Annotated in this window: 33 protein-coding genes and 1 other RNA gene; 16 read left to right on the top strand and 18 right to left on the bottom strand. The window is 67.4% G+C overall.

All coding sequences use genetic code 11. The features are described from left to right. The first annotated feature begins 91 nt into the window (after positions 1-91). From B3Z70_RS15715 to B3Z70_RS15685, 7 genes are all read left to right on the top strand, one after another. Entirely contained in the window at positions 92-358 is a 267-nt protein-coding gene (locus B3Z70_RS15715) for a hypothetical protein (RefSeq protein WP_292020464.1), read from the top strand. After that, positions 358-675 (top strand): cell division protein ZapA, encoded by a 318-nt coding sequence (locus B3Z70_RS15710; protein WP_292020466.1) that lies wholly within the window; start codon positions 358-360, stop codon positions 673-675. Before B3Z70_RS15715 ends, B3Z70_RS15710 begins: the two co-directional genes overlap by 1 nt. 52 nt (positions 676-727) lie before the next feature. Beyond that, positions 728-888: non-coding RNA, 6S RNA (gene ssrS / locus B3Z70_RS15705), on the top strand. Between the two features lie 150 nt (positions 889-1,038). Beyond that, on the top strand, positions 1,039-1,461 hold the full coding sequence (locus tag B3Z70_RS15700; protein WP_292045890.1) for an antitoxin Xre/MbcA/ParS toxin-binding domain-containing protein: 423 nt from the start codon (positions 1,039-1,041) through the stop codon (positions 1,459-1,461). After that, a complete protein-coding gene (locus tag B3Z70_RS15695) occupies positions 1,458-1,937 on the top strand; it encodes an RES family NAD+ phosphorylase (protein WP_292023100.1) in 480 nt (159 codons plus the stop codon). Before B3Z70_RS15700 ends, B3Z70_RS15695 begins: the two co-directional genes overlap by 4 nt. Further along, positions 1,934-2,479 carry a 5-formyltetrahydrofolate cyclo-ligase gene (locus B3Z70_RS15690; RefSeq protein WP_292023102.1) on the top strand — a complete coding sequence of 182 codons (546 nt, stop codon included), beginning with the start codon at positions 1,934-1,936 and terminating at the stop codon, positions 2,477-2,479. Before B3Z70_RS15695 ends, B3Z70_RS15690 begins: the two co-directional genes overlap by 4 nt. Next, positions 2,476-3,297, top strand: a complete 822-nt coding sequence (locus B3Z70_RS15685; protein WP_292023104.1) for a TIGR00282 family metallophosphoesterase — start codon at positions 2,476-2,478, stop codon at positions 3,295-3,297. Before B3Z70_RS15690 ends, B3Z70_RS15685 begins: the two co-directional genes overlap by 4 nt. A 4-nt stretch (positions 3,298-3,301) precedes the next feature. Here the strand turns inward: B3Z70_RS15685 and B3Z70_RS15680 are convergent, their stop codons facing one another. From B3Z70_RS15680 to purL, 4 genes are all read right to left on the bottom strand, one after another. Continuing rightward, entirely contained in the window at positions 3,302-4,378 is a 1,077-nt protein-coding gene (locus tag B3Z70_RS15680; RefSeq protein ID WP_292023106.1) for a glycosyltransferase family 4 protein, read from the bottom strand. A 71-nt stretch (positions 4,379-4,449) separates the two neighbouring features. Beyond that, complete coding sequence (locus tag B3Z70_RS15675; RefSeq protein ID WP_292023109.1) at positions 4,450-5,835, bottom strand: cytochrome P450; 1,386 nt, start codon at positions 5,833-5,835, stop codon at positions 4,450-4,452. A 41-nt stretch (positions 5,836-5,876) separates the two neighbouring features. After that, on the bottom strand, positions 5,877-6,305 hold the full coding sequence (locus B3Z70_RS15670; RefSeq protein ID WP_292023111.1) for a DUF305 domain-containing protein: 429 nt from the start codon (positions 6,303-6,305) through the stop codon (positions 5,877-5,879). Continuing rightward, complete coding sequence (purL, locus tag B3Z70_RS15665; protein WP_292023113.1) at positions 6,302-8,530, bottom strand: phosphoribosylformylglycinamidine synthase subunit PurL; 2,229 nt, start codon at positions 8,528-8,530, stop codon at positions 6,302-6,304. The genes B3Z70_RS15670 and purL overlap by 4 nt, the downstream gene beginning before the upstream one ends. A gap of 112 nt (positions 8,531-8,642) precedes the next feature. Between purL and B3Z70_RS15660 the strand changes: the two genes are divergently transcribed. Further along, complete coding sequence (locus tag B3Z70_RS15660; protein WP_248120384.1) at positions 8,643-8,786, top strand: hypothetical protein; 144 nt, start codon at positions 8,643-8,645, stop codon at positions 8,784-8,786. Further along, positions 8,783-9,031: a Tat pathway signal protein gene (locus B3Z70_RS15655; RefSeq protein WP_292023115.1), complete on the top strand. Its 249-nt coding sequence runs from the start codon at positions 8,783-8,785 to the stop codon at positions 9,029-9,031. The genes B3Z70_RS15660 and B3Z70_RS15655 overlap by 4 nt, the downstream gene beginning before the upstream one ends. A 61-nt stretch (positions 9,032-9,092) precedes the next feature. On the opposite strand, the gene B3Z70_RS15650 is transcribed toward B3Z70_RS15655, so the two are convergent. Beyond that, positions 9,093-9,890, bottom strand: coding sequence for a hypothetical protein (locus tag B3Z70_RS15650; RefSeq protein WP_292023117.1), 798 nt, complete (start codon positions 9,888-9,890; stop codon positions 9,093-9,095). Positions 9,891-10,005: 115 nt separating this feature from the next. On the opposite strand from B3Z70_RS15650, the gene B3Z70_RS15645 reads away from it, so the two are divergent. Together B3Z70_RS15645 and B3Z70_RS15640 are read left to right on the top strand one after the other, a co-directional pair. Beyond that, positions 10,006-10,404: a hypothetical protein gene (locus B3Z70_RS15645; RefSeq protein WP_292023119.1), complete on the top strand. Its 399-nt coding sequence runs from the start codon at positions 10,006-10,008 to the stop codon at positions 10,402-10,404. A 56-nt stretch (positions 10,405-10,460) separates the two neighbouring features. Continuing rightward, positions 10,461-10,661, top strand: a complete 201-nt coding sequence (locus B3Z70_RS15640; RefSeq protein ID WP_292023121.1) for a hypothetical protein — start codon at positions 10,461-10,463, stop codon at positions 10,659-10,661. A 159-nt stretch (positions 10,662-10,820) separates the two neighbouring features. On the opposite strand, the gene purQ is transcribed toward B3Z70_RS15640, so the two are convergent. From purQ to purC, 7 genes are read right to left on the bottom strand one after another with little or no spacing between them, the layout of a single operon-like run. Beyond that, a complete protein-coding gene (gene purQ, locus B3Z70_RS15635) occupies positions 10,821-11,483 on the bottom strand; it encodes a phosphoribosylformylglycinamidine synthase subunit PurQ (protein ID WP_248120374.1) in 663 nt (220 codons plus the stop codon). Positions 11,484-11,516: 33 nt separating this feature from the next. After that, on the bottom strand, positions 11,517-12,734 hold the full coding sequence (locus B3Z70_RS15630; protein WP_292045889.1) for an MFS transporter: 1,218 nt from the start codon (positions 12,732-12,734) through the stop codon (positions 11,517-11,519). A gap of 37 nt (positions 12,735-12,771) precedes the next feature. Continuing rightward, positions 12,772-13,251 carry a YbhB/YbcL family Raf kinase inhibitor-like protein gene (locus tag B3Z70_RS15625; RefSeq protein WP_292023124.1) on the bottom strand — a complete coding sequence of 160 codons (480 nt, stop codon included), beginning with the start codon at positions 13,249-13,251 and terminating at the stop codon, positions 12,772-12,774. Between the two features lie 29 nt (positions 13,252-13,280). After that, positions 13,281-13,685, bottom strand: a complete 405-nt coding sequence (locus B3Z70_RS15620; protein WP_292023126.1) for a type II toxin-antitoxin system VapC family toxin — start codon at positions 13,683-13,685, stop codon at positions 13,281-13,283. After that, the gene (locus tag B3Z70_RS15615) at positions 13,682-13,942 is read right to left on the bottom strand and encodes an AbrB/MazE/SpoVT family DNA-binding domain-containing protein (protein ID WP_292023128.1); all 261 of its coding nucleotides are present in this window, start codon (positions 13,940-13,942) and stop codon (positions 13,682-13,684) included. The genes B3Z70_RS15620 and B3Z70_RS15615 overlap by 4 nt, the downstream gene beginning before the upstream one ends. A 44-nt stretch (positions 13,943-13,986) precedes the next feature. Then, positions 13,987-14,223 carry a phosphoribosylformylglycinamidine synthase subunit PurS gene (gene purS / locus B3Z70_RS15610; protein ID WP_292023131.1) on the bottom strand — a complete coding sequence of 79 codons (237 nt, stop codon included), beginning with the start codon at positions 14,221-14,223 and terminating at the stop codon, positions 13,987-13,989. Continuing rightward, positions 14,223-14,981 (bottom strand): phosphoribosylaminoimidazolesuccinocarboxamide synthase, encoded by a 759-nt coding sequence (gene purC / locus B3Z70_RS15605; protein ID WP_292023134.1) that lies wholly within the window; start codon positions 14,979-14,981, stop codon positions 14,223-14,225. The genes purS and purC overlap by 1 nt, the downstream gene beginning before the upstream one ends. A 315-nt stretch (positions 14,982-15,296) precedes the next feature. Here purC and B3Z70_RS15600 point away from each other — a divergent pair, with 315 nt between their 5' ends. Beyond that, entirely contained in the window at positions 15,297-15,620 is a 324-nt protein-coding gene (locus tag B3Z70_RS15600; RefSeq protein WP_292023135.1) for a DUF1476 domain-containing protein, read from the top strand. A 184-nt stretch (positions 15,621-15,804) separates the two neighbouring features. On the opposite strand, the gene B3Z70_RS15595 is transcribed toward B3Z70_RS15600, so the two are convergent. From B3Z70_RS15595 to purB, 4 genes are all read right to left on the bottom strand, one after another. Further along, positions 15,805-16,437: a fasciclin domain-containing protein gene (locus B3Z70_RS15595; RefSeq protein ID WP_292023137.1), complete on the bottom strand. Its 633-nt coding sequence runs from the start codon at positions 16,435-16,437 to the stop codon at positions 15,805-15,807. 106 nt (positions 16,438-16,543) lie between these two features. Then, a complete protein-coding gene (gene purU / locus B3Z70_RS15590) occupies positions 16,544-17,386 on the bottom strand; it encodes a formyltetrahydrofolate deformylase (RefSeq protein ID WP_292023139.1) in 843 nt (280 codons plus the stop codon). Beyond that, on the bottom strand, positions 17,386-17,898 hold the full coding sequence (locus B3Z70_RS15585; RefSeq protein ID WP_292023141.1) for a DNA-deoxyinosine glycosylase: 513 nt from the start codon (positions 17,896-17,898) through the stop codon (positions 17,386-17,388). The genes purU and B3Z70_RS15585 overlap by 1 nt, the downstream gene beginning before the upstream one ends. Then, positions 17,895-19,196, bottom strand: coding sequence for an adenylosuccinate lyase (gene purB / locus B3Z70_RS15580; protein ID WP_292023143.1), 1,302 nt, complete (start codon positions 19,194-19,196; stop codon positions 17,895-17,897). The genes B3Z70_RS15585 and purB overlap by 4 nt, the downstream gene beginning before the upstream one ends. Before the next feature lie 168 nt (positions 19,197-19,364). On the opposite strand from purB, the gene B3Z70_RS15575 reads away from it, so the two are divergent. The 3 genes from B3Z70_RS15575 to B3Z70_RS15565 all read left to right on the top strand — a co-directional run bounded on the left by B3Z70_RS15575 (position 19,365) and on the right by B3Z70_RS15565 (position 20,578). Further along, positions 19,365-19,685 (top strand): DMT family transporter, encoded by a 321-nt coding sequence (locus B3Z70_RS15575; RefSeq protein ID WP_292023145.1) that lies wholly within the window; start codon positions 19,365-19,367, stop codon positions 19,683-19,685. A 10-nt stretch (positions 19,686-19,695) separates the two neighbouring features. Beyond that, complete coding sequence (locus tag B3Z70_RS15570; RefSeq protein ID WP_292023147.1) at positions 19,696-20,334, top strand: glutathione S-transferase; 639 nt, start codon at positions 19,696-19,698, stop codon at positions 20,332-20,334. A gap of 103 nt (positions 20,335-20,437) precedes the next feature. Further along, entirely contained in the window at positions 20,438-20,578 is a 141-nt protein-coding gene (locus B3Z70_RS15565; protein ID WP_292023149.1) for a hypothetical protein, read from the top strand. A gap of 4 nt (positions 20,579-20,582) precedes the next feature. Here B3Z70_RS15565 and B3Z70_RS15560 read toward each other — a convergent pair whose 3' ends face one another. Together B3Z70_RS15560 and B3Z70_RS15555 are read right to left on the bottom strand one after the other, a co-directional pair. Beyond that, positions 20,583-22,274 (bottom strand): lytic transglycosylase domain-containing protein, encoded by a 1,692-nt coding sequence (locus tag B3Z70_RS15560; protein ID WP_292023151.1) that lies wholly within the window; start codon positions 22,272-22,274, stop codon positions 20,583-20,585. A 94-nt stretch (positions 22,275-22,368) separates the two neighbouring features. Continuing rightward, positions 22,369-23,181, bottom strand: coding sequence for a uracil-DNA glycosylase (locus B3Z70_RS15555; protein ID WP_292045888.1), 813 nt, complete (start codon positions 23,179-23,181; stop codon positions 22,369-22,371). A gap of 195 nt (positions 23,182-23,376) precedes the next feature. On the opposite strand from B3Z70_RS15555, the gene B3Z70_RS15550 reads away from it, so the two are divergent. Continuing rightward, positions 23,377-25,032: an electron transfer flavoprotein-ubiquinone oxidoreductase gene (locus B3Z70_RS15550; RefSeq protein ID WP_292019980.1), complete on the top strand. Its 1,656-nt coding sequence runs from the start codon at positions 23,377-23,379 to the stop codon at positions 25,030-25,032. The last annotated feature ends 87 nt before the right edge of the window (positions 25,033-25,119 follow it).

The raw sequence follows: 25,119 nt of genomic DNA, 5'->3' as shown, positions 1-25,119 counted from the left end.
AGACCTTTCGAACGATGCGGAATTTAAGAGGCGGCGCCGCTTTACCCCGGCGCGTCCTCGGGTTCTATACGCAATTTGCAAGGAGCGACCGATGGCAGACGCCACCACGGCCGCACGGGCGCGCATCGACCGCGCCCTGGCCGATCTCGAACGCAAGATCCTGGAGCTGAAGGCGCGGCCCGCCTCGGCGCCCGCCGTGGCGGATGACGACCTGTTCGCGCCCCGCCCCGCGGATGCGCGCGTCGCCGAGCTTGAGGCCGCAGGCCGCGAGGCGTCCGAGGCCCTGGGCCGCGCGGCCCAGGCCGTGCGCGAGGTTCTGGAAGAGGCCCAGGACATGACCGAAGGCGAGGACCGCTGATGGCGACGGTGACGGTTGAGGTGAACGGCCGCCCCTATGCGGTGGGCTGCGCCGACGGTCAGGAAGAACGGGTCCGCATCCTGGCCAAACAGTTCGACAATCAGGTTCGCGCCGTGGCCCAGGATGTCGGTCAGGTCGGCGACCTGCGTCTGTTCCTGATGTCCGCCCTGATCCTGGCCGACGAACTGCACGAAGCCCGTTTAGGCGGGGGAAAGGCGCCCTTCGCCGCTGCGCCCGCGTCCGCCGCGACCGACGGGGTCGCCGAGGCCCTGAACGCCGTCGCCGCCCGGATCGAGAAGATCGCTCAAAATATCTGACGCAGGGCCGCTGGCGCGTTCGGGCGCAAGGCCCTATCTTGTCCGGCGGCGGGTCATGCTGCGGCTCACGTCGAAGACAACATATCCTTCTGACCTTAATTCACTCTACGGGATCTGTCCCTGTCCGGGCTCGAGGGCCTGGGCATATGGAGCCCACCTGGCTACCCAGGTCGAGAGGATTTAAACGTTCTTCACGGTTCGCGCGGCGCCGCCACCTTCCATTCTTTTTGGCGCTAACACTCGCCGCGCGGCGGCTCGCTGCTTGAGCGCGTGTGCGTGATCCCGCTCAGCCACATCGGCTTGCCGTCATTGACAAACGTCTCATGCGAGACGACATCGTGTCTATGTTGAGCGAGGCCGGTCATGTCTGACTATTCCACTGTCGCCTATGTGCTGGGGGTGAAGGACGCCGCCAGCATTTCGCCAATGGATCTGGCCCGATCGGTCAGCGCAGGTCTGCCGACGCGCGCCCTGACGCTGGTGGCCGACGCCGTCAGCCCCGACGACAACGCCTTCCGGCACAAGGTCGTGCCGCGCGCCACGGCCGCCCGCAACAAGTCGGGCGTCCTGTCTCCCGCCGCCAGCGAGCGGGTCGCCCGCGTGGCGCGCGTCTGGGCCGAGGCGGTGGCGGTCTGGGGCGGCGATGTCGCGGCGCGCGGCTTCCTGTTCCGCCCCCACGCCATGCTGGAGAATCAGGCCCCGATGACGGTGGCCATCGGCAGCGAGCTGGGCGCGGAACTGGTGTGCGATATTCTGGGTCGGCTGCGCTACGGCTCGGCGGCTTGACGGCGCAACGGCTGGACAAGGGGCTGACCGCCTATCGGATCGGCGATCCGGCGGGGGCCTATCCGATCTTCGACGCCACAGGATCGACCCTCAATCCAGGCCGCTGGAACGACCCGACGCATCCTTTGATCTATGCGGCGCAACACTATTCCACCAGCCTGCTGGAGAAGCTGGTCCACGGCTCCGGCGCCCTGCCGCCGAACCAGCACTACATCGAGATCGCCATCCCCGCAGGCGTCAGCTACGAGGTGTTTCAGCCCGCCGCCCATCCGGGCTGGGATCTGGCGAATGGCGCGGTCAGCCGCGCTTTCGGCTGCGAATGGCACCGATCGGCGCGGTCGTTGATCCTGATCGTTCCCTCCGTCGTGGCGCGGCTGGACAGCAACATCCTGATCAATCCCGCCCACTCCGAGTTCGCGCGGATCACGACCGGGCTGAACACCCCCGTCTATTGGGACGCGAGACTGTTTCCATGAGCGACAAGTCCCAACAGCGTGCGGACATGCGCACGCGACGCAAACATCTGGCCGGGCGTAATCCAGAGGCGGCGGCGCGCGCCGCCGATCATGCGGACCAAATGCCGAAGGGTGAGGTCGTGGCCCTTTACCGTGCGATGGGGTCGGAACTGGACACCGACGTCCTGGCCGTGGCGCTGGAGGCGGCGGGGCGTCAGCTGTGTCTGCCGGTGGTGCTGGAACGGGATGCCCCGATGATCTTTCGCGCCTGGTCGCCGGGCGAACCGCTGGAGCTGGACGCCGCCGGATGCCCCGCGCCCCTGCCCTTGGCCCAGACGGTCGATCCCGATCTGATCCTGACCCCGCTTCTGGCCTTTGACCCTTTCGGCGGGCGGCTGGGGCAGGGCGGGGGCTATTACGACCGCACCTTCGCCGCGCGCCCGGACGCCCTGCGCATCGGCTACGCCTATGCGGGACAGGCGGTCGACCGGCTGGCGCTGGAAGATCATGACATCCGACTGCATGGCGTTCTGACCGAGAACGGCTATACGGCTTTCGAATGAGACTGGCATTTTTTGGCGACGTCATCGGCAAGTCCGGCCGTGACGGCATCAGCGATCATCTTCCCGGCCTGAAGCGCGACCTGAAGCTCGACTTCGTGGTGGTCAACGCCGAGAACGCGGCGGGCGGGTTCGGCATCACCGAGAACACGGCGCGCGAACTGTTCATGGCGGGCGCCGACTGTCTGACGCTGGGCAACCACAGCTGGGACCAGCGCGAGGCCCTGACCTATATCGTGCGCGAGCCGCGCCTGATCCGGCCGGCGAACTATCCGCGTCTGATGGATGCGCCGGGCGCGGGCGCCAATCTGTTCGAAACAGACACGGGGCGCTCCGTCCTGGTCATGAACGTGCTGGGCCGCGTCCACATGGACCCGATGGACGATCCGTTCGGCGCTGTGGAGCGCGAACTGGCGGCCGCCCCCCTGGGCGCCGTCGCGGACGCCGTCATCGTGGACATGCACTGCGAGGCGACCTCGGAGAAGATGGCCATGGGGCATTTCTGCGACGGCCGCGCGTCGCTGGTCGTGGGCACCCACACCCACGTCCCGACCGCCGACTGCCAGATTCTGCCCGGCGGCACGGCCTATCAGACCGACGCCGGCGGCTGCTGCGACTATGACAGCGTCATCGGCAATGAGAAGGAAGAGCCGCTGCGGCGCTTCACAACCCGCATCTCCGGTGGTCGCTATATGCCGGCATCCGGCCCCGCCACCATCTGCGGCGTCTTCGTGGAGACGGACGACCGGACAGGGTTGGCGACGCGCGTCGAGCCGATCCGCGTCGGCGGGCGGCTGTCTCAGGCCGTGCCGGCCGTCTGACGCCTCAGGCGGCGATCCGTCGTCGCTCGACCAGGATGCGCCTGATCGCATTCAACTCGCCCGCGCGCCGCTGGGGCGTGTGGGCTTCCAGCACATAGGCCTGACCGCCGCGCGCCAGCGCCAATCGTTCGGCGGGGTCGCGGATCAGCCGATCCATCGCCGCCGACAGCGTCTGAGGCGTCACCGCATCGACATAGAGGGCGTGCGGCCCGCTGGCCTCACGCAGGCCCCCGCGACCGGACGAGATCAGGGCCGCGCCCGCCGCATGGGCCTCTATGGCTGTCAGGCCGAACGGCTCGTCCCACACCGAGGGCGTCAGGGCGATGGCCGCCGACTGCATCCGCCGCCGAACCTCGGCCAAGGGGGCGGATTTCAGCACCTCCATCCGGTCGCCATATCGCTCCAGCGGCGCCACGTGGCGGGCGGCCCAGCGCGCATGATCGTCCCAGTCGTTCAGCATCAGCACGGCCCGCCAATCGGGATGGGCGTCCAGCACGGCGGGCAGGGCGGCGCACAGCGCATCGACGCCCTTCTCGGCCATGGCGCGCCCGGCGAAGGCGATGACCGGCCGCCGATTCTCGGGCGAGGCCAGCCAGGCGCGGGCGTCGATGGGGTTGGGCACGGCGAAGGCGCGGGCGTCCATCTCCGGGAAGGCGCCGACGAAGGCGTCGCGTTCGGCCCGACTGACGAAGACCAGGCCGTCCACTCGCCGATAACGCGCCCGATAGCGCCAAACGTCCAGCGCATGGCGCGGCGTTCGAAGCGCATTGTGGCGATAGAGCAGATGCACGGCCTCGGGCAGGGCGTTCTGCACCGCCAGCGCCTGTTTGACCTGCTGATGATGTTCGATCACGTCGGGGCGAAAGGCGCGCAGCCGCGCGATCAAGGTCTCCATCCGCCTGCCGCCGACTGGCAGAACGTCGACCCCTTCGACATTGTGATCGTCCGCCCCGGCGCAGCAGAAGATGCGCGTCTCGGCGCTCCGATTCGCGCCCGCCAGGGTGCGCACCACCGTCTCCATCGAGTTCGGCTGGGCTTCCGAAAACCGGCATCCGGGCGGCAGGAGAATGGCGACGCGCAAAGGGAATCGGGTCCGTTGAAGGGCGATGATCCTCTATCGCTCATCCGTGGCGGAACGGCGACGGGCGTCGCTCAGCCTTTGCGCCGCGCCCGCAGCCTCAGCCGCATCGGTTCGCGGCTGCGCAGAGTGATCTGGTGGACGGGGCGGGGTTCGGCGGTCGTCAGGGGCTCGACCTCGGCGATCCGCAGGATAGCCGCCAAGGCGATCATCGCCTCCTGCAGGGCGAAGGCCGCGCCGATGCAGACGCGCGGCCCGGCGCTGAAGGGGATGTAGGCGTAACGGTCGATGGCCTTGCGATGTTCGGGCAGGAACCGCTCGGGTTTGAAGGCGTCGGGATCGTCCCACAGCAGGGTGTGGCGTTGCAGGATCCACGGCGAGACGATCACCGTCGCGCCGGCCTTGATCTTCTGGCCCCCGATCTCGTCGTCCGCCAGCGCCTTGCGCGCCATGGTCGGGGCGGGCGGGAACAGGCGCATCGTCTCTTCCAGCACAGCGCGGGTCCAGGGCAGGCCCTCGGCCCATTTGGGATCGGCGATGTCGAACTGGTCGGCCTCGGCCTGCACCCGGGCCAGATACTCCGGCTGGCGCGATAGCAGATGCAGCACCCAGCCCAGGGCGCGCGCCGTCGTCTCGTGCCCGGCCAGGATGAAGGTCAGGATGTTGGAGGCCACCTCGGCGTCCGACAGGCCCGCCCCGCCATTCTCGTCCGTGGCCAGCAGAAGGGCGCTGAGCAGATCGGCGGGCGGCGCGTCGCCCGCCTGGATGTGCGCCCGTCGCGCCTCGACCAGCCGCGTCACCCGCTGTTCGAAGAATCGCGCCGAGCGGAAACTGGCCACCCGCCCCAGACGCGGGGCCCAGTCGGGCGCGCCCAGCACATCCAGCGGGTCGATGCGCGCGCCATTGGCCAGGAACTGGTTCAGCGCCCGCTCGAACCCGCGCGCCTCGCCGCCCAGCTCGTCCGAAAACATGGTGGCCGACAGAATGTCGAAGGTCAGGCCCGACATCTCACTGTCGATATCCAGCACCCGCCCGCGCGCCGACAGCGCCCAGACGGCGACGCGGGCATGGCAGACCTCGGCCATGCGCGCGTTCAACGTGGCCATCTTCGCCGGGGTGAACAGGGGCGCCAGGATGCGCCGGGCGCGGCGCCATTTGTCGCCCTCGGTCAACAGCAAGCCCTCGGCCAGCATCGGACCCAGCACCCGCTTCTGCAGTTCGCCCTTCTCATAGTTGGCGGCGTTTTCGGTCAGGACGTGCCGAACGCCCTCGGGATGGCTGACCACCAGAACCTCGCCAAAGGCCGAGTGACCGTAGATCTGGGGCTTGGTGAAATGCCGCTGCGACCACATGCGGATCGGATCGCGCCAACTGACCCACAGGAAGGGCAGCAGAGACAGGGGCTTGCCCGCCCGTCGGGGCGGTATCGCGGGACGAAAGGGCGTTGCGCCGTCAGCCATTCCCGAACTCTAGGCGCGGGATGTGACGTTCGAAAGGCGGATCAGCGCGTTGGCGGCGTGGAGGACGCCCAGGCCTTCATCTCGGCGATCTCGCGCGTCTGTGTATCGATCACGGTCTGGGCCGTGCGGCGGATGTCCGGGTCGCGGCTGTCGCGCAGGGCGACCTTGGCCATGGCGACGGCGCCTTCGTGGTGGGCGATCATCTTGGCGACATAGGCCTGGTCGATCGTCCGGCCTGACGCGGCGGCCATCTTGCGATGCATTTCGGCTTCGGACGCCGCGAAGGCGCGGTCGCCCGGCGTGACGTTCGACGCCGGGCTGTGGGTCGTCTCGGCTTCAGCCGTGGTGCGGGCCGCCGCCGCATGATTGGCGGCCGATGTGTCGCGCAGCGCCTGCTGCACCGGATCGCCGCCGCCGTCGCAGGCCCCCAGCATCAGGACCAGCGCGACGGGCAGGGCGGCGCGGATCATGCGGCGTCGCCCATCCAGCCTGGCATCCAGCCTTCGTGCCATTCGCGCAGGTGGGCGACGGGGATGCTGAACAGTTCGCCCTTGTCGCCCCTGGAGGCGAAGGCGTCGCCGCCCGCATGGCCGACGACCGAGGCGTGCAGACCGGCGCCCTGGGCCTTGGCGATCAGGGCGTCGGCGTCGGTGACGGCGACCAGATAACGGGCCTGATCCTCTCCGAACAGGAAGATGTGGGCGTGGGCGGCGCTGGAGGCGTCCAGGGTCACGCCAACGTCGGAGGCCAGGACCAGATCGGCGGCGGCGCCGATCAGGCCGCCGTCCGAAAGGTCGTGCACCACAGTCAGTTCGCCGGCTTCGATCAGGCCGCGCACAAAATCGCCGGTCTTCTTTTCCAGCTTCAGATCGACAGGAGGCGGGGCGCCGTCCTCGCGGCCCAGAACCTCGCGCAAATAAATGGATGCGCCCAGTTCCCCGTGCGTCTGGCCGATCAGGACCAGGGCGTCGCCCTCGGCCATGGTCGAGAAGTTGGTGACCACGTCATAGTTGGGCAGCAGGCCCACGGCGCCCACGGTCGGGGTGGGCGGAATGGCGACGCCATTGGTCTCGTTATAGAGCGACACGTTCCCGCTCACGACCGGGAAGACCAGTTCGCGACAGGCCTCGGCCATGCCGTCGATGGCGCGCACGATCTGGCCCATGATCTCGGGCCGCTGCGGATTGCCGAAGTTCAGATTGTCGGTGATGGCGATGGGGCGCGACCCCACGGCGGTCAGGTTGCGCCAGGCCTCGGCCACCGCCTGTTTGCCGCCCTCGTAGGGGTCGTTCTGGACATAGCGCGGGGTGCAGTCCGAGGTGACGGCCAGACCCTTGTCCGTGCCATGCACGCGCACCACGCCGGCGTCGGCGCCGGTGGCCGAATCCTGCAGGGTGTCGGCCATGACATGGCGGTCGTACTGTTCCCAGATCCAGCGCTTGGACGCCATGTCGGGGCAGGCGATTACCTTGATGACCGCATCGGCCCAGTTCTCGGGCGCGGGGATTTCGGCGTGGTTCAGTTTCGCCTGCAACACCGGCTGAACCCACGGGCGGTCGTACAGGGGCGCGTCGTCGAACAGGGGCGCCAGAGGCACGTCGCAGACGGTTTCGCCATGATGCTTCAGCACCAGACGGCCGGTGTCGGTGGTCACGCCGATGACGGCGGCGTCCAGGCCCCACTTCTGGAAGATGCGGTGGCCGTCTTCCTCGCGGCCGGGCTTCAGCACCGCCAGCATCCGCTCCTGGCTTTCCGACAGCATCATCTCATAGGCGGTCATGCCCTCTTCGCGCTGGGGCACGGCGTCCATGTTCAACTCGATGCCGACGCCGCCCTTGCCGGCCATTTCGACCGAGGAGGAGGTCAGGCCCGCCGCGCCCATGTCCTGAATGGCGGCGACGGCGCCGGACGCCATCAGCTCCAGCGTCGCCTCGATCAGCAGCTTCTCGGCGAAGGGGTCGCCGACCTGGACCGTGGGGCGTTTCGATTCCGATTCGTCGTCGAACTCGGCCGAGGACATGGTCGCGCCGTGGATGCCGTCGCGGCCGGTCTTTGAGCCGAAATAGACCACCGACAGGCCCGCCGAGGGCGCGGCCGAATAGAAGATGCTGTCGGCCTTGGCCAGGCCGACGCACATGGCGTTGACCAAGATGTTGCCGTTGTAACCGGCGTGGAAGTTGGTCTCGCCCGCCACGGTCGGCACGCCGACGCAGTTGCCGTAGCCGCCGATGCCCGAGACGACGCCCGAGACCAGACGCTTGGTCTTCTCATGGTTCACGTCGCCGAAGCGCAGGGCGTTCAGCAGGGCCACCGGGCGCGCGCCCATGGTGAAGACGTCCCGCATGATGCCGCCCACGCCCGTCGCCGCGCCCTGATAGGGTTCGATGAAGCTGGGGTGGTTGTGGCTCTCCATCTTGAAGATGCAGGCGTCGCCGTCGTCGATGTCGATCACGCCCGCGTTCTCGCCCGGTCCGCAGATGACCCGCTCGCCGGTCGTCGGGAACTTGCCCAGGTGGATCTTGGAGGATTTGTAGGAGCAATGCTCGGACCACATGACCGAGAAGACGCCCAGTTCGACGTGGTTCGGCTCGCGCCCCAGCCGGTCCAGGACGACCTGATACTCGTTGGGGGCCAGGCCGTATTCGGCGGCCAATTCAGCCATCGACTTCTGGGGGGTCTTTTCAGGAGCGCTCATGGGCGGCGCTTCTAGCCGCAGATGCGCCGATTGTCAGCCCGCGTGGCGCAAGATCGGGGAACATCGACCATCGCGAGCGGTTGATTCCGGCGACAGTCCCAAGGAGCACACCATGACCGACACCCCCATCGACCCCGCCGCCACGCCCGAGGATGACGACCGGCCCGAGATCGCCGCCGATGATGCGGGCGCATCCGCCCTTGCCGAAGCCGCTCAGAAGAAGGCGGAAGACGACGCCGAGGAGGACGACAAGTGAGCAAGCCGCACACCGACCGCATCGTCCCCGCTTCGGGCCAGCAGATGGATCGCTCTAACGATCCCGAAACGACGCGCGAGATGGATGCGGCGGCGCCGGAAGCCGCGCTGGCCAGCCGTCAGCGCCTGACGGGTTCGGCGGTCGGGGTAGGCAGCGTCGGCTTCGATGAAAGCGGCGCCTTCGACGTCGGCGCCGACGATCACGAGCCGCAGGATGACGCCGTCACCGACACGCCCCAGCCGTGATCCATCTCTTTCCGCTCATCCCCGCGTTCGCGGGGATGAGCGGAAGTGATAGAGTCCAGCCCTATCGCGCGCGCTCCACGCCCGGCCGCAGGCGGAAGGTCAGCAGCAGTCCACCGACCAGCAGGACAATGGCGCCCGCCAGGGCGGTGAAGGCGACGGCGGGCTTGTCCGCCTGTTCCGCCACGAAAGCGCCCAGCAAACCCCAGGCGGTCGGCAACGGATAGGCCATCGTCCGCAGAACCGCCGTCGCCGCCAGGGCGACGACCGTGACCGCCACGATGGCGACGATGGCCCACAGGCTGGGGGACAGGGCGGCGGGCAGGGCGTCGAACGCCGTCACCGTCGTGATCAGGTTCAGCGGGGCGGCCACCGTCAGCCAACCGGCCAGGGCCGCCAGGGGCCAGACCACCAGCATACGCTCGCGATCCATCAGTCGCAGCGCGCGAATATGGCCGGACACCGCCAGCAGCGGCAGAAGCAGGGCGATCAGCGAGGCGAAGATCACGCCCACGCTGGCCGCCTTCAGGTTCATGGCCGCCACGATGATCCAGAAGCCGATGCCGAAGAAGGCGACAGCCGACGGCAGACCCATCCGGCCCAGCAGCGGGCTCTCGCCCGTCTGAGGCAGGGCCTGACGGATCGCATAGGCCAGGATGCCGAGATAGATCAGCCCCCAGATCGAGAAGGCGTAACCGGCGACGCGCAGGGTGGTGTTCCCGTCGGCGGCGAACTCGGCCTGCGTCAAACCTAGACCGGCCAGGTTCTGAACCAGGGGTGCGACGATGGCGAACAGGGCGGCGGCCAGGACGACCAGACGGCGGGTGCGCTGGCGCGGCGTGGGGCGAATGATGGAGGACATTGGGTTTCCAATATGACGCTTGCCCCGGCCATACGCGCCGGAGCCCGGGAGGTTCACCCAGCCGCCTGGAAAAGTGAAGCTTGCATTTCACGCGGCCGGCGGCGTCTGTTTGCGAATGCTCACGCTGCGCCGCCCGCTCCTGTCGATTCTGGCCCTTCTGGCGGGGGGCGCCGTTGCGGCTTCGGCGGTCGCTCAGGTTCAGCCCGCGGTCCAGGCCGCTCTCTTGCCGGCGTCGGTTCAGGACGCCTGGAGCCAGGTGCGCGCCGCCCTGACGCCCGCCCAGCAGGCCAACGCCGTGCGCGGCTTCCTCTCGGCGCTTGCGGCGTCCGAGCGTCGACCGACCCTGCCGCCCCTGGACGCTCGCGACATCGCCTCCGGCCGCACCGTGTCGCTCGACGACCCCGCTCTGCTGCAACGCCCCCAGGCGCATGAGGTCACGGTGACGGTCGGCGGCCAGTTCCTGGTGTTCCGCCCTTTGTCGCGGGCCAGCCTGGACCCCTTCTTCGGCCGCTAGGAACCGAAGGCGCCCACCGGCTGTTGTTCGCGGGAACCCCTCAAAAGGATGCTCCCGTGGCCGACCCCGACAACGAAGACCTGAACCTGACCGACGAAGTGGAGGCCAACCTGGCGATCGAACAGGGGCTGGGCGTCGGTGCCCGCGAACTGGCCGCTCAACGCGAGGCCGGCGAGAAGGCGTTCGACGACGACCAGACCGAAGACGACGAAGCCGCCGACCTGTCGGACGGACGCGCTCAGATCAAGGACATCTGACGGCCCTCAGGGCTCCATCTTGAAGTTGACCGAGAAGCGGACCATGCGGCCGGCGAGCGAAAGACCGGCCGCAGCGGCCTGATCGGACAGCTTCAGGCGGGCGCGCGGCAGCGACCGTTCGACGGATCGTCACAGGTTGTAGCCAACGTCAGATTGCCGTCAAGCGGCCGCGTAGATGCTCTGGAACAGGACCGCGCCGTCGGCCGAGCCCAGTTCGGCCTCGAAGGCGCGGTCCGGGTGGGGCATCATGCCCAGGACGTTGCCGCGCGCGTTCTGGATGCCGGCGATGGCGTTGACCGAGCCGTTGGGATTGTCGACGTAGCGGAACACCACCTGACCCTCGCCCTCGATGCGGGCCAGGGTCTCGGCGTCGGCGAAGAAGTTTCCGTCGCCGTTGCCCTGGGTCATGACGACCTCGCGCTGGCCCTGATAGCCGGCGGTGAAGCGGGTCTGGCCGTTGGCGACGGTCAGGGCGATGGGTTTGCAGACGTATTTCAGACCCTGATTGCGCAGCAGGGCGCCGGGCAGCAGTCCGGCCTCGCACAGGATCTGGAAGCCGTTGCAGATGCCGACCACGGCGACGCCGTCTTCCGCCGCCTTCTTGACCGCCTGCATCACCGGCGACTGGGCCGCCATGGCGCCGCAGCGCAGATAGTCGCCGTAGGAAAAGCCGCCGGGAATGACGATCAGGTCCAGACCCTGGGGAAGCTCCGTCTCGGCGTGCCAGACCATGCTGACGGGCTCGCCGGTGGAGCGTTCGACGGCGACCTTGCAGTCGCGGTCGCAGTTGGAACCGGGGAAGACGATGACGGCGGCGCTCATGGCGCGGGCCTTTAGCAGGGTTCTTTCGGCTTGTCAGGTCGTCGTGCGCGCCCGGCCCGTCAGCCAGGCGACCAGGAAGATGACGAAGCCGCCCAGCGACAGACCCACGCCGACCCAAGCGGTCGAGGTCCAGCCGTAGCCGGCCGCAATCGCCATGCCGCCCAGCAGCGGACCGATGGCGTTGGCGGTGTTGAAGGCCGAGTGGTTCAGCGCCGCCGCCAGGGTCTGGGCGTCGCCCGCCACGTCCATCAGCCGCGTCTGCAGAATCGACCCCAGGCCGCCGCCGCCGCCGATCAGAAAGACCACGATCATCACCGCCCAAAGGTGCGGCGCCGCGATCGGATACAGGGCCAGGGCCGCCGCGCTCCACAGCAACAGCACGCCGGCCGCCTTGAACCCCATATGGTCGGCCGCCCAGGCGCCCAGGATATTGCCCATGAACATCCCCACGCCGAAGACGGCGAAGACCCAGGGCATGACGTCCGCGCCCGCGCCCGTCACGGCGTGCAGGGTCGAGGCCAGATAGGCGTAGACCGCGAACATGCCGCCGAAGCCGACGGCGCCGACGCCCAGCGTCAGCCACACCTGACCGCGCTTCAGGGCGCCCAGTTCGCGCAAGGGACTGGCGTCCGAATGGGCCGGATCGCGCGGCGCGAACAGGGCGACCAGGGCCATGGTCGTTACGGCCAGCAGGCCGACGATGGCGAAGGTCCAGCGCCAGCCGTGGGCGTGGCTGATGATGTTGACCACCGGCACGCCCAGCACCGTCCCCACTGTCAGGCCCATCAGTATGGTCGAGACGGCGCGCGTACGGAAATGAAGCGGCACGACCGAGGCCGCCACCAGGGCCGCCACCCCGAAATAGGCCCCGTGCGGCAGGCCGCTGAGGAAGCGGAACACCAGCATCCAGTGATAGGTGGGCGCCAGGGCGCTGGCGACATTGCCGACGGCGAACAAGGCCATGAAGCCGATCAGCAACTGCCAGCGCGGCAGACGCGCGCCCAGCACCGCCAGGATCGGCGCCCCGACCACCACGCCTGCCGCATAGGCGCTGATGACATGGCCGGCGGTCGGCGCATCGACGCCCAGGCCCGTTGCGAAGTCGGGCAGGATGCTCATGGCGGCGAACTCGGTCACGCCGATGGCGAAGCCGCCCATGGCGAGGGCGATCAGCACCAGCGCCACTGCGCCGCGTGACAGCGTTGGCGAGTCGGGAACGAGAGCGGCCTGGGTCATGTTGCGGCGCAACATAAGCTCGCTTGATGACCCGACAAGGGCAAACCCGCGATCAGCCCCGGTTTTCGTAGGTCGCCGTGATCGACGCCTTGGCCAGGGTATGGAAATGCAGGTTGAAGCCGAACACGGCGCCCGAGTTGTCGGCCGTGACGTCCAGGCTTTCCACGTCCACCGCGAAGACGGTGAAGATGTAGCGGTGCGGGCCGTGGCCGGGCGGCGGGGCGGCGCCGCCGAAACCGGCCTGGCCGAAATCCGTCCGCCCCTGAATGGCGCTGTGCGGCAGATGACCGCCCGCGGATCCGGCGCCGGTCGCCAGCTCCGTCACGTCCGCCGGAATATTGGCCACCGTCCAGTGCCAGAAGCCCGAACCGGTGGGGGCGTCGGGGTCGTAGCAGGTGATGGCGTAGCTTTTCGTACCCTCGGGCGCGCCCGACCAGGCCAGTTGCGGAGAGGTATTGCCCTTGGCGTGAACCTGGGCGTCCGGCAGCACGCCCCCGTCCTGAATGTCGGTGGAGGTAAGGGTGAAGGTCATCTGAAGGCGCTTTCTCGGAAATGCAGAACTCAGTAGGCGGACAGGAGGCGCGCCTTTACGCCGCTGCGCTCCAGCAACCTTACCGCCTGAACGTCGAAGGAGACGAAGGTTTCCCCGCCCAGCCATTGGCCTTCATGGGCGATGACGCCGTCGGCAAAATCGCCGCCGGCTTCGAGCACGGCGAGACCGGCCTCTGCGGCTCGACGATCCACCGAGATGTTGCGCATCTCCAGCAGGCGACGAATGGCGGCGGCGATGTCTTCGCGCGAAGTGCGATAGCCCCGCGCCAGAACCCAGGCCAACTCGCACAGGGATTGGCTGGTGACAGCCACCCGCTCCGCGGATTCCAAAGCCTCTACCGCCAGACGTTGCTGACTTTGGTCATCGCCGACGATGGCCCGCAAGAGGACATTGGTGTCGGCGGTGATGTTCAAGGCTGCTCGGAATCCGCGCCGGCCTGGGCCGTCAGGGCGTCGATCTGTTCGATCGACAGGCGGGCGCCGTTCGTCCGGCCTTTCAGGAAACCGGACAGGTCGGCCCACGACCCCTTCATCTGTTCGGCGCTGAGTTCGGCGCGACCGTCAGGCAGCAGATCCAGACGGATTCTCTGCCCAGGCTGGATGCCGAGATGCTGCAACACCTCCTTGCGGAAGGTCACCTGGCCTCGGCTCGTGACGGTCAGCGTCGTCATTTCGCCAATGTAATGCGATTTTGCATTACATTCAACCGCCGGGGTCAGGCCGCCTCGATGCGGTAGCTTTCGATCACCGTATTGGCGAGCAACTGCTCGCACATCTTCTTGGCCTCGGCTTGCGGGTCTTCGACGCCCGTCAGGTCGAATTCGATCAGCTTGCCGACGCGGGCGTTCGACACGCCGGGCCAGCCCAGGCCCTGCAGGGCGCCTTCGACGGCCTTGCCCTGAACGTCCAGGACGCCGGGCTTGAGGAAGACGTGAACTTTCACCTTAGCCATCAGTGCAGTCCTCCCTGGATCACCGTCGGCATGCCCTTCATGATGCCCAGGCGACGCGCGACCTCGGTGTAGCTTTCGATCACATTGCCCAGGTCGCGGCGGAAGCGGTCCTTGTCCAGCTTCTCGCCGGTCGAGGCGTCCCACAGGCGGCAACTGTCGGGGCTGATCTCGTCGGCCAGCAGCACGCGGCTGAAGTCGTTTTCCCAAACCCGGCCGAACTCGATCTTGAAGTCGACCAGGGTGATGCCGACGGCGCCGAACATGCCCGACAGATAGTCGTTCACCCGCACCGTCATGGCCAGCATGTCGTCCAGTTCCTGGGTCGAGGCCCAGTTGAAGGCGGTGATATGCTCTTCGGTGACCATCGGGTCGTTGAGCTCGTCCTTCTTGTAGTAGAATTCGATGATCGAGCGGGGCAGGGGCGTGCCTTCCTCGATGCCCAGACGCTGGCTCATCGAACCGGCGACGATGTTGCGGCACACGACTTCCAGCGGAATGATCTCGACTTCTCGGATCAACTGCTCGCGCAGGTTCAGGCGTTTGATGAAGTGGTTGGTCACGCCGATGCCGTTCAGGCGCGACATGATGAACTCGCTGATCTGGTTGTTGACCACGCCCTTGCCTTCCAGCACGGCCTTCTTCTGCGCGTTGAAGGCGGTGGCGTCGTCCTTGAAATACTGGATCAGGGTGCCGGGCTCGGGTCCTTCGTAGAGGATCTTGGCCTTGCCCTCGTAGATTTTCTTGCGTTTGCTGTTCATCGTCCGGTCCCGGCCTACGGGCGCCCTCCAGAAACAAAAATCGCGCGGCCATGAATGGAAGGGCAATACCCGGTCCTGGCGGCGCGTTTCGGAATCGTTCGGGCAGTCAATCTCGTTCGCGGTCTCCTTAGCGGAAGGCGGGCCTGGATACAAATATGGATGGCGGGCGCGCCCTGTGGACCCCCTGGTCACGAATGCGACGGATGGGGACAGTCGGTCCCACCCGACTGAAGTCAGGTTGCGTTCATGGCCGGGCGGTCTATAGACGGCCGTTGCCCCGACGTTAGCGGGGCGTACGGAGCTATGCTGAGCGAAATGACGACCTTCGACGATCGGGAAAAGGCCTTCGAGGCCAAGTACGCCCTCGATCAGGAGCAGGAGTTCAAGGCCATCGCCCGGCGCAACCGGATGCTGGGCCTGTGGGCCGCCGAAAAGATGGGCCTGTCGGCGGAAAGCGCCGATCAATACGCCGCCGCCGTCGTGCGCGCCGATTTCGAGCAGCCGGGCGACGAGGACGTGTTCCGCAAGGTCGCCGGCGACTTCAAGGCCTCGGGCCTGTCGGTGTCCGAAGGCGAGATTCGCTCCAAGATCGACGAACTGGCCTCCATCGCCCGCGAGCAGATTCGCGCCGGCGAGTAAGCCTTCGACCTTCGGGGCGATATCGGAATTCGAAAGGGCCGCACCCGGGGGAAAGTGCGGCCCTTTCTTTTTTGCCGGGGACGTTGGGGGATGTCTCACCCGGCGTACTGTGCGTCTCGCGCCCCTGAAGAACACGGACGCGGGAATTTGGTTTCAGCGCCGAGACGCCGAAACGCAATTATTTTTACGGCATCAGAACCGTGTCCACGACGTGGACCATGCCGTTGGATTGCGCCACGTCCGCCTGGGTGATGGTGGACTTGCCGCCCTTGGCGTCGGTGATGACCCAGGTGTTGTTCGGGCCGGCCGAAACCTTCAGTTCTTCGCCCTGAACCGTCTTCAGCGTGGCGGTCCCGCCATTGGCCTGGGCCTGGGCGGCGAGATCGGCGGCGGTCAGACGACCGGCGACGACGTGATAGGTCAGAATCTTGGTCAGATCGGCCTTCATCGCCGGCTGCATCAGGCTGGTGCGCGTCGCCTCGGGAATCTTGTCGAAGGCGGCGTTGTCAGGCGCGAAAACCGTGAAGGGACCAGCGCCCTGCAGGGTATCGACCAGACCGGCGGCTTTGACGGCAGAGACCAGGGTGGTCAGGTTCGACGCCTTGGAGGCGTTGGCGACGATGGTCTCGTTCGGGCTCATCGCCGCGCCGCCGACCATCGGATCGGCGGCGGGAGCCATGGCTGCGCCCTCGGCCGGGGCCATGGCGGTCGATTCCGCTGGCGCGGTCTTGGCCGGTTCGTTGTTGTTGCAGGCGCCCAGCGCCATCAGCGCGCCGCCGGATACGGCGACGAGCATAAGATTGCGAAGATTTGTCATGGTGTTTCGTTCCCTATTTGCCGCTCACGAGGCGGTAACGGGAACGTTACGTTCGGGGCGGCCGAAAGGATGCGTGTCGCGCGACAAGAAATCGCAGCTTCACCATTCAGTCTTCGAACACCACTGTCTTTGCGCCGTGCAGCAAAACGCGGTCTTCCAGATGACGACGGACGGCGCGGGCCAGAACTCGACGTTCGATGTCGCGACCTTTGCGGATCAGATCTTCGGGCGTGTCGCGGTGGCTGATGCGCTCCACGTCCTGTTCGATGATGGGGCCTTCGTCCAGGTCGGGCGTCACATAATGGGCGGTGGCGCCGATCACCTTCACGCCCCGCGCATGGGCCTGATGATAGGGGCGGGCGCCCTTGAAGCCCGGCAGGAAGGAATGGTGGATGTTGATGCAACGCCCCTCCAGCCGCCGGCTGAGGTCGTCGGACAGGATCTGCATATAGCGCGCCAGCACGACCAACTCCGTCCCCGTCTCCTCGATCAAACGAAGCAACGCGGCCTCCTGCGCCGGCTTGTCGGCGGCGTCGACCGGCAGGTGATGGAAGGGCAGGTCGCCCAGATCGACATGGCCGATCAGTTCGCGCGGATGGTTCGACACGACGGCCGTCACCTGCATCGGCAGTTCGTCGATGCGCCAGCGGTACAGCAGATCCGCCAGACAGTGATCGAGCCTGGACGTCAGGATCATCACCCTGCGCGGTTCGGCGCCCCGCAAGGTCCAATCCATCGAGAACCGCTCGGCCAAGGGCGCGAAGGCGTTGCGGATGGCGTCTTCGCCGTCTCCCTGCGCCGGTTCGAACACCACACGCATGAAGAAGGTCGCGCTGGAGGCGTCGCCGAACTGCTGGGCGTCGGAGATATTGGCGTCCCGCTGCAGCAGGAAGGCGGAAACGGCCGCGACGATGCCGTGACGGTCGGGGCAGGAGAGGGTGAGAATCATCAGGCGGGAGGCTTATCCGGGAGAAACGTCCCCAGTATGGCCCAGCTTTCGGCCTTTGCCGACAAGGATATGGCGTGCGCGGGGCTGGACGACGGCAGATCGATCAGGGCGACGCTCTCCAGGTCGCTCAGGATTCGCCGACCCAGCCTGGCCGCCAAGCCGCCGTTGAACGCCACGGCGCGCAGCATGGGCAGGCTTTCGACCAGACCCCGCAGATCGGCCGCTTCCGGCGACCGGATCGCCGCGTCCAGACTGCCCGACCGCTCGGCCGAGGCGATCACGTCCCAAAGCCCCACCCCGCGGCCTTTCAATCGCGCCAAACGCTGCATGTAGGGCTTGGCGGGCAGGTCTTCGTCCAGCACGCCCCCGATCAGCGCCCAGAAGCCATTGCGCGAATGGGCGTAATATTGCGCCGCCTTCAAAGAGGCATCCCCGGGCAGGCTGCCCAGGATCAGCAGGCGCGTGTCCGCATCGACGACGGGGGCGAAACCGATGCGGCGGCTGTCGCTCACGTCTCTCCGAACACCCGCTTGAACACCACGTCCACGTTCTTGGTGTGGTAGCCCAAGTCGAACAGGGCTTCGAGTTGGTCGTGGGGCAGGGTGACGCGGTCGTCGGCCTTCAGGAAGTCGATGAAGGCGCCTTCGCCGCGCCAGACCTTCATGGCGTTTTCCTGAACGGCGGCATAGGCGTCTTCGCGCGAAATGCCCGCCTGGGTCAGGGCCAGCATGACACGCTGCGAGTGAACCAGACCGCCCAGGCGGTCGATGTTCTTCTGCATGTTCTCAGGATAGACGTTCAGCCGCTCGACCACATTGGCAAGCCGGTGCAGGGCGAAATCCAGGTGGATGGTGGCGTCGGGCCCGATGCCGCGCTCGACCGACGAATGGCTGATGTCGCGCTCGTGCCACAGGGCGACGTTCTCCATCGCGGGCGTGACGGCCGAACGAACCAGACGGGCAAGGCCGGTCAGGTTCTCGGTCAGGATCGGGTTGCGCTTGTGCGGCATGGCCGACGAACCCTTCTGACCCTTGTCGAAGAATTCTTCGGCTTCGAGGACTTCGGTGCGTTGCAGGTGGCGGATTTCGACGGCGAGGCGTTCGACCGACGACGCGACGACGCCAAGCGCGGCGAAGAAGGCGGCGTGGCGGTCGCGCGGGATCACCTGGGTCGAGACCGGCTCGACCTGCAGACCCATCTGGTCGGCGACATATTGCTCCACCGCCGGATCGACATTGGCGAAGGTGCCCACGGCGCCGGAAATGGCGCAGGTGGCGATCTCGTCCTTGGCGGTGATCAGGCGGCGTTTGGCGCGCTGGAACTCGGCGTGATAGCCGGCCAACTTCAGGCCGAAGGTCACAGGCTCGGCGTGGATGCCGTGCGAGCGGCCCACGGTCGGGGTGTATTTATGCTCCTTGGCGCGGGTCTCCAGCGCCGCCAGAACCCGGTCCACGCCCTCGATCAGCAGGTCCGAAGACCGGGCCAACTGCACCGCGAAACAGGTGTCCAGCACGTCCGAGGAGGTCATGCCCTGGTGCAGGAAGCGGGCTTCCTCGCCGACGATTTCCGCGACGTGCGTCAGGAAGGCGATGACGTCGTGCTTGGTGGTGCGTTCGATCTCGTCGATGCGGTCGGCGTCGAAGGTCGCATCCTTGCCCTTGGCCCAGATGGCGTCAGCCGATTCCTTCGGAATCACGCCCAGCTCGGCCATTTTCGTGGCGGCGTGAGCCTCGATCTCGAACCAGATCTTGTACTTGGTTTCCTGGGACCAGATGGCGGCGGCGACGGGGCGGGAATAGCGCGTGATCATGGGCGGTTCGTGTCGGTCTCAAGGACGCGCGAGTCAAGGTTTGCGGCGAGGACGAGGTTGACTTTGGGCCATGATGTCCCAGATTAGCCGCGCTTTCAGTGAGGACGACCTCCCCCATTCGGGACACAACGCCGGGACGACCCGGCCGTATGTCAGGGATTTATCGTCATGGCCTGGGTTTATCTGCTCGCCGCTGGAATTCTCGAGATTGTATGGGCCTCTTTGATGAAGGCCTCCGAGGGCTATACCAAGCTGTGGCCGACCGTCGGCATGGTGGTCTTCATGATCGGGTCATTCAGTTTGTTGTCCTTGGCGATGAAGACCCTGCCGCTGGGGACGGCCTATGCGATCTGGACCGGCATCGGAGCGGTCGGCGCCTTTGCGGTCGGAGCCGTCATTCTGGGCGAGCCGCTGACGCCGCTGCGTATCGCCGGGGTCACCCTGGTGGTGTCGGGCCTGGTCGTGTTGAAGCTGGCCTCCAGCCATTGAAGGGGACGTCATGGAGTTGATCATCGGGCCGCGCGCCTATTCGACCTGGTCGTTGCGCGGCTGGTTGACTCTGAAGATGACCGGCGCCGACTTCGCCGTGATCGACGCCCGTTACGACACCCCCGCGTACAAGGCGGCGCTTGAGGTCCTGTCGCCATCCGGCTTCGTGCCCGCGCTGCGGGTGGGGGGCGAGGTCATCTGGGACACCCTGGCCATCGCGGAATGGGCGGCGGAGACCTATCCGCAGGCCGAGTTGTGGCCGGCCGATCCAGCGGCGCGCGCCCTGGCTCGATCCGTCGCGGCTGAGATGCATTCCGGCTTTTCGGCGCTGCGCGACGTTTGCGGCATGGGGCCGGATCATCCGATGACCGGCGAGGGGCGGGCCGAGACGCCGTCCGATCCGGCGCTGGATCGCGACCTGGCGCGGCTGTCGGCCGTGTTCGGCCGGATGCGGGTAAGGTTCGGCGGCGACGGCCCCTGGCTGTTCGGCGGGCGCAGCATCGCCGACGCCTTCTTCACGCCCGTCGCGGCGCGACTGCGGCATTTCCAGATCGACCTGGCCGACCACGGCGACGACGGGACGGGCGGCGCCTATCTGGCGGCCCTCCTGAACCATCCTGATTTCCAGGAGTGGGAGGCCCAGGCCTAGAGGCGGCGAAATCCTAATCGCCCGAGAACCATTTCGGCAGACGCCGCGTTAAGCCGACGTCGTTACCTGAAGGGGCGGCGCTTCCTTTACCCGGACCTGTCAGATGACCCGCACGGCCATGCCGACCATCCAGCCTGATACGAAAGGCGCCGCGCCGCGCGCCATGCATCCGGTCGTGGGTTACGGGCTGGCGGCGCTGATCGGGACGGCCTTCTGGGCCAGCCTGCTGGTGGCGATCTTCTAGGCGGCTATCGCTCGCCGCCGACCGCGCTGGCCTGGGCGATCAGGACGGGCTCGGCCTGAGGCGGCGGGGCGACATAGTCCAGGGCGATCGGCGCGGCCCGGGCGCCCGAGGCCAGGGCGTCCAGCGTCTTCAACGGGCCGCCGAACATCCGCTGATAGATCCAGTAGCTGGCTACGACCTTCTCGACGTAGTCGCGGGCCTGGGGCACGTCGATGGTCTCGATCAGCAGCAGGGGATCGGCGTCCGGCCCCAGCTTCCTGACAGCCGCCAGCATCGGTCCCGGTCCGGCGTTGTAGGAGGCCACCGCCCGCAGCAGGTCGCCCTGGAAGGCCGGCAGGGCCAGCATCCGGTTGATATAGGCCTGGCCCAGCCGCAGGTTCACCGCCGGGTTGAAAAGGCGGGTCGGATCGCTGACGAAGCCCCGATCCCCGCTCAGCTCCGCCGCCGTCGTCGGCATGACCTGCATCAGGCCATAGGCGCCGACGCTGGAGCGGGCCGTGGCGTTGAAATCGGTCTCCTTGCGGGCCAGGGCGTAGACCAGGGCCTTTTCGATGACGAAGCCGCCTTCGGGCGCCAGGTCCGGCATGGGATAGCGGGTCGCGTCGATGCGGCTGGCCTCGGCGGCGGTGTTCACCGGCATGATGGCGCGGGCCAGGGCGGTCCACATCTTGGCGGCGTCGCCGACGGCGGTGCGCAGGTTGGATCGCAGCTCGGTCTCGGCGTCGGCGCGGCGTCCGACCTCGTAGAAGGCGACGGTGCGCTTGGCGCGCGTGTCGCTCTGGACGAAGGCCTCCAGCGCGGTCGGCTCCACGCCGGCGCTCTGGGGCACATAGGTGGCGCGGCGCAGGCGGGCCTCGGCCTCATAGGGGCGCGGCCCCATGTTCTCGATGGTCGGCTCCTCGCCCAACTGACGCAGGGCGATCTGGCCATAGAAGGTGGCGGGCCACTGTCCGGCCAGATGCAGATATTCGTTGACCCGGTCCTGGCGGCCGGACTGCGACGCCGCCCGCGCGGTCCAATAGGCGGCGCCGGCGCGCACCCAGGGGTCTTCGGTCGGGTCGTTGGCGACCCGTTCGAAGGCGGAGAAGGCTTCGTGGAACTGCCCCAGCCGCCATTCCGCCAGGCCGACCGTCCACCAGTCGCCGATCTGGCGCCCGACCGCGGAGGCGCCGGTCAGGTCGTCGTTGTTGTAGGCGACGCGCGCCGCCTTGGCCGGATCGTCGACCCCGCCGCCGCCGGAAACCGCCGTCACCAGGCTGTTCCAGGTCCGGCCGATCACGCCGCCGGGCCGCGTCGGCTCGGGCGCGCCGTCCGGGCGGCGACGCAGCGCCAACGTATAGACGCGGTCGGCGCAGGGCAGGTCGGAATAGGTCTCCAACCAGGCCGTCAGTTCTTCATAGGTGGCGACGTGGTCGGGGTGGAACAGGCTCTCGAACTCGACCTGGCCCAGCAGCACCCGGTCCTGGGCCTGGCGCGCGGAGGCTCGCGCCGTCTCGATGTCGCCGCGCCGCAGGGCGTCGAAGGCGGTAGTGTAGGAAATCCGGTCGGCGGAACTCAGGGCCACGGGGCGGCCGGAACCGGCGCTCGAATCCGCCGTTGAACCGCCATAGGGCGTCTCGGCCCAGGCCGCGCACGATACGGCGCAGACGGCGACAGCCAGCGTCGGCGCGAGGAACGCGCGGCGGAACAGGTGCATAAGCGGCGGCCCCCTCGTTGGCGACGGCCGCCTGTCAACAGGACAAAGGCGGCGCGTGTATGGCGATGGTCGTCAGCATGTCACAATGCCGCCGTTAGCCTTGTTCTTCAACCGAGTCCGTTTCAAGGCGAACCGCCAGCGAAAGCAGATCGGCCCAGACCTGGCGTTTGGCTTGGGGCTGACGCAACAGGAACGCGGGGTGCAGCGTCGGGATGACGGGGGCGGAAACGCCGCCTTCCGCCAGCCGCCATTCCTGCCAGCGGCCGCGCAGCTTCATGATCCCTTCCTCGGCCTGAAGCACCCCGCGCGCCGAGGCGGCGCCCAGCAGCAGCACCGCGCGCGGCTTCAAAAGGGCGAAGGCGCGCTCCACGAAGGGGGCGCAGACGGCCTGCTCCTGGGGCGTGGGCGTTCGGTTGCCGGGCGGGCGCCAGAAGACGGTGTTGGTGATGAAAACCCGGTCGGTCAGGCCCGCCGCCGCCAGCATTCGATCCAGCAGCCGACCGGCCTTGCCCACGAAAGGCTGGCCGATCCGGTCCTCGTCCGCGCCGGGGCCTTCCCCGACGATCAGCACGGGGGCGTTGGGATTGCCGCGTGCGAACACCGACTGGGTCGCGCCCATGCCGCGCAACGGACAGCCCTCGAAGGCGGCGACGGCGGCGGCCAGATCCTGCAAGGTCGCGGCGCCCGCGGCCAGACGCCGGGCCTCGGATGCGGCGTCCTCGGCGGCGTGTCCGGCCAGGGCCGGGGCGACCGAGGCGGTCGCGCGCTGCACCGCCTTCACCGCCGGCGGCGGCGCGATATGGGTGTGGTCGACCGGCGCATCGCCATAGCAGGCGTCCACCCCCGCATCCCGCCAGAAGGCGAGCAGGCTTTCGACTGCAGCGATGTCATGGGGTTGCGCGTTCATGTCTCGGGCTACCGATAAGCCTTGACCGCCCTCGCGTCACCTTCCGATAAGCGGCATAACCACACGGACAACCGGGATTCAGGGGAAATCATGGCCGAAGACGCCATCGAAGGCGGCGCCGAGAACGCCCGTCAGGAAGCCATCATCGACAATCTGCCGCCGCTGGAGGCGCTGAACGGCGTCGAGCGCGAGGTGATGGAATACGACGTCGTCATCGTCGGCGGCGGTCCCGCCGGCCTGTCGGCGGCCATTCGTCTGAAGCAGCGCGCGGAAAAGGACGGCAAGGACATCAGCGTCGCGGTGCTGGAAAAGGCGGCCGAGGTCGGCGGTCACATCCTGTCCGGCGCCGTGATCGACCCCAAGGCGCTGAACGAGCTGTTCCCCGACTGGAAGGAACGCGGCGCGCCGCTGGAAACGCCCGTCACCAAGGACCGCTTCCTGCTGCTGGGGCCGCAAGGGTCGGCGCCGCTGCCGATGCCGTTGCTGCCGCCCTTCATGCACAACCATGGCTGCTACATCGCCTCGCTGGGCAATGTCACGCGCTGGCTGGGCGAACAGGCCGAGGCTTTAGGCGTCGAGGTCTATCCCGGCATGGCCGCCAGCCACGTGGTCTGGAAGGAAGAGACGGGCCGGGTGAAGGGCGTCGTCGCCGGCGTCTTCGGCATCGACCGCGAGGGCAAGCCGACCGGCGACTTCCAGCCGGGCATCGAACTGCACGGCAAATACGTCTTCATCGCCGAGGGCGTGCGCGGCTCCCTGGCCAAGACCATCATCGCCAGACACAAGCTTCAGGACGGCAAGTCGCCGCAGAAATACGGCATCGGTCTGAAGGAGTTGTGGCAGGTGCCCGCCGAACAGCACCAGCCCGGCCTGGCTCAGCACACGACGGGCTGGCCGCTGGACGAACACACCGGCGGCGGCAGCTTCCTTTATCACTTCGGCGACCGCTACGTGGCCGTGGGCTATGTCGTTCACCTGAACTACAAGAACCCGTTCCTGTCGCCGTTCGACGAGTTCCAGCGGTTCAAGCACCACCCCGACATCGCCAAACACCTGGAGGGCGGGACGCGCATCTCCTATGGCGCGCGGGCCATCACCGAGGGCGGTCTGCAGTCGATTCCGAAACTGTCCTTCCCCGGCGGCGCCCTGATCGGCTGTTCGGCCGGCTTCGTGAACGTGCCCCGCATCAAGGGCAGCCACAACGCCATGAAGACCGGCATGCTGGCCGCCGACGCCGCCTATGAGGCGGTTCAGGCGGGGCGTTCGGGCGACGAACTGGTCGAATACCAGACCGCCTTCGAAAAGAGCTGGGTCTATAAGGAGCTTTCGGTCGTCAGAAACGCCAAGCCGCTGTTGTCCAAGTTCGGCACGACCCTGGGCGGGGCGTTCGGCATGTTCGACATGTGGTGCCGGACCCTGCTGGGCGGCTGGTCGCCGATCCCGACGTTGAAACACGCCAAGACCGACGCCGCCTCGACCGAGTTGGCGGCGCATCACAAGCCGATCAAATACCCCAAGCCGGACGGCAAGCTGTCGTTCGATAAGCTGTCGTCGGTCTTCATCTCCAACACCAACCACGCCGAGGACCAGCCGGCCCACCTGAAGCTGCTGGACCCGTCCATCCCGATCCGGGTCAACCTGCCCGAATACGGCGAGCCGGCGCGGCTGTACTGCCCGGCGGGCGTGTACGAGGTCGTCTATGGCGACGAGGCGGCCAAGGCCGACCCGCGCTTCGTCATCAACGCCCAGAACTGCGTCCACTGCAAAACCTGCGACATCAAAGACCCGTCGCAGAACATCGTCTGGACCACGCCCGAGGGCGGCGGCGGCCCCAACTATCCGAACATGTGAACACCCCTATCCGCCCATCCCGGCTTTCGTCAGGATGGGCGGAGTGGATGAGCAATCATCCAGCCTCTTGCGGGGGCGGGGGAAAGC

This window comes from Brevundimonas sp. UBA6550 (assembly GCF_002434505.1).
Lineage (GTDB): Bacteria > Pseudomonadota > Alphaproteobacteria > Caulobacterales > Caulobacteraceae > Brevundimonas.
The sequence above is the reverse complement of the archived record's forward strand: the minus strand, read 5'-3'. Positions and strand labels throughout refer to the sequence as shown.

What these genes read in the sequence shown, in the direction of transcription:
- B3Z70_RS15715 (WP_292020464.1), top strand. Translation starts at nt 92, where the DNA reads ATGGCAGACGCCACCACGGCCGCACGGGCGCGCATCGACCGCGCCCTG.
- B3Z70_RS15710 (WP_292020466.1), top strand. Translation starts at nt 358, where the DNA reads ATGGCGACGGTGACGGTTGAGGTGAACGGCCGCCCCTATGCGGTGGGC.
- B3Z70_RS15700 (WP_292045890.1), top strand. Translation starts at nt 1,039, where the DNA reads ATGTCTGACTATTCCACTGTCGCCTATGTGCTGGGGGTGAAGGACGCC.
- B3Z70_RS15690 (WP_292023102.1), top strand. Translation starts at nt 1,934, where the DNA reads ATGAGCGACAAGTCCCAACAGCGTGCGGACATGCGCACGCGACGCAAA.
- B3Z70_RS15685 (WP_292023104.1), top strand. Translation starts at nt 2,476, where the DNA reads ATGAGACTGGCATTTTTTGGCGACGTCATCGGCAAGTCCGGCCGTGAC.
- B3Z70_RS15675 (WP_292023109.1), bottom strand. Translation starts at nt 5,835, where the DNA reads ATGGCTGACGGCGCAACGCCCTTTCGTCCCGCGATACCGCCCCGACGG.
- B3Z70_RS15670 (WP_292023111.1), bottom strand. Translation starts at nt 6,305, where the DNA reads ATGATCCGCGCCGCCCTGCCCGTCGCGCTGGTCCTGATGCTGGGGGCC.
- purL (WP_292023113.1), bottom strand. Translation starts at nt 8,530, where the DNA reads ATGAGCGCTCCTGAAAAGACCCCCCAGAAGTCGATGGCTGAATTGGCC.
- B3Z70_RS15660 (WP_248120384.1), top strand. Translation starts at nt 8,643, where the DNA reads ATGACCGACACCCCCATCGACCCCGCCGCCACGCCCGAGGATGACGAC.
- B3Z70_RS15650 (WP_292023117.1), bottom strand. Translation starts at nt 9,890, where the DNA reads ATGTCCTCCATCATTCGCCCCACGCCGCGCCAGCGCACCCGCCGTCTG.
- B3Z70_RS15645 (WP_292023119.1), top strand. Translation starts at nt 10,006, where the DNA reads ATGCTCACGCTGCGCCGCCCGCTCCTGTCGATTCTGGCCCTTCTGGCG.
- purQ (WP_248120374.1), bottom strand. Translation starts at nt 11,483, where the DNA reads ATGAGCGCCGCCGTCATCGTCTTCCCCGGTTCCAACTGCGACCGCGAC.
- B3Z70_RS15630 (WP_292045889.1), bottom strand. Translation starts at nt 12,734, where the DNA reads ATGTTGCGCCGCAACATGACCCAGGCCGCTCTCGTTCCCGACTCGCCA.
- B3Z70_RS15625 (WP_292023124.1), bottom strand. Translation starts at nt 13,251, where the DNA reads ATGACCTTCACCCTTACCTCCACCGACATTCAGGACGGGGGCGTGCTG.
- B3Z70_RS15615 (WP_292023128.1), bottom strand. Translation starts at nt 13,942, where the DNA reads ATGACGACGCTGACCGTCACGAGCCGAGGCCAGGTGACCTTCCGCAAG.
- purS (WP_292023131.1), bottom strand. Translation starts at nt 14,223, where the DNA reads ATGGCTAAGGTGAAAGTTCACGTCTTCCTCAAGCCCGGCGTCCTGGAC.
- purC (WP_292023134.1), bottom strand. Translation starts at nt 14,981, where the DNA reads ATGAACAGCAAACGCAAGAAAATCTACGAGGGCAAGGCCAAGATCCTC.
- B3Z70_RS15600 (WP_292023135.1), top strand. Translation starts at nt 15,297, where the DNA reads ATGACGACCTTCGACGATCGGGAAAAGGCCTTCGAGGCCAAGTACGCC.
- B3Z70_RS15595 (WP_292023137.1), bottom strand. Translation starts at nt 16,437, where the DNA reads ATGACAAATCTTCGCAATCTTATGCTCGTCGCCGTATCCGGCGGCGCG.
- purU (WP_292023139.1), bottom strand. Translation starts at nt 17,386, where the DNA reads ATGATTCTCACCCTCTCCTGCCCCGACCGTCACGGCATCGTCGCGGCC.
- purB (WP_292023143.1), bottom strand. Translation starts at nt 19,196, where the DNA reads ATGATCACGCGCTATTCCCGCCCCGTCGCCGCCGCCATCTGGTCCCAG.
- B3Z70_RS15575 (WP_292023145.1), top strand. Translation starts at nt 19,365, where the DNA reads ATGGCCTGGGTTTATCTGCTCGCCGCTGGAATTCTCGAGATTGTATGG.
- B3Z70_RS15570 (WP_292023147.1), top strand. Translation starts at nt 19,696, where the DNA reads ATGGAGTTGATCATCGGGCCGCGCGCCTATTCGACCTGGTCGTTGCGC.
- B3Z70_RS15565 (WP_292023149.1), top strand. Translation starts at nt 20,438, where the DNA reads ATGACCCGCACGGCCATGCCGACCATCCAGCCTGATACGAAAGGCGCC.
- B3Z70_RS15560 (WP_292023151.1), bottom strand. Translation starts at nt 22,274, where the DNA reads ATGCACCTGTTCCGCCGCGCGTTCCTCGCGCCGACGCTGGCTGTCGCC.
- B3Z70_RS15555 (WP_292045888.1), bottom strand. Translation starts at nt 23,181, where the DNA reads ATGAACGCGCAACCCCATGACATCGCTGCAGTCGAAAGCCTGCTCGCC.
- B3Z70_RS15550 (WP_292019980.1), top strand. Translation starts at nt 23,377, where the DNA reads ATGGAATACGACGTCGTCATCGTCGGCGGCGGTCCCGCCGGCCTGTCG.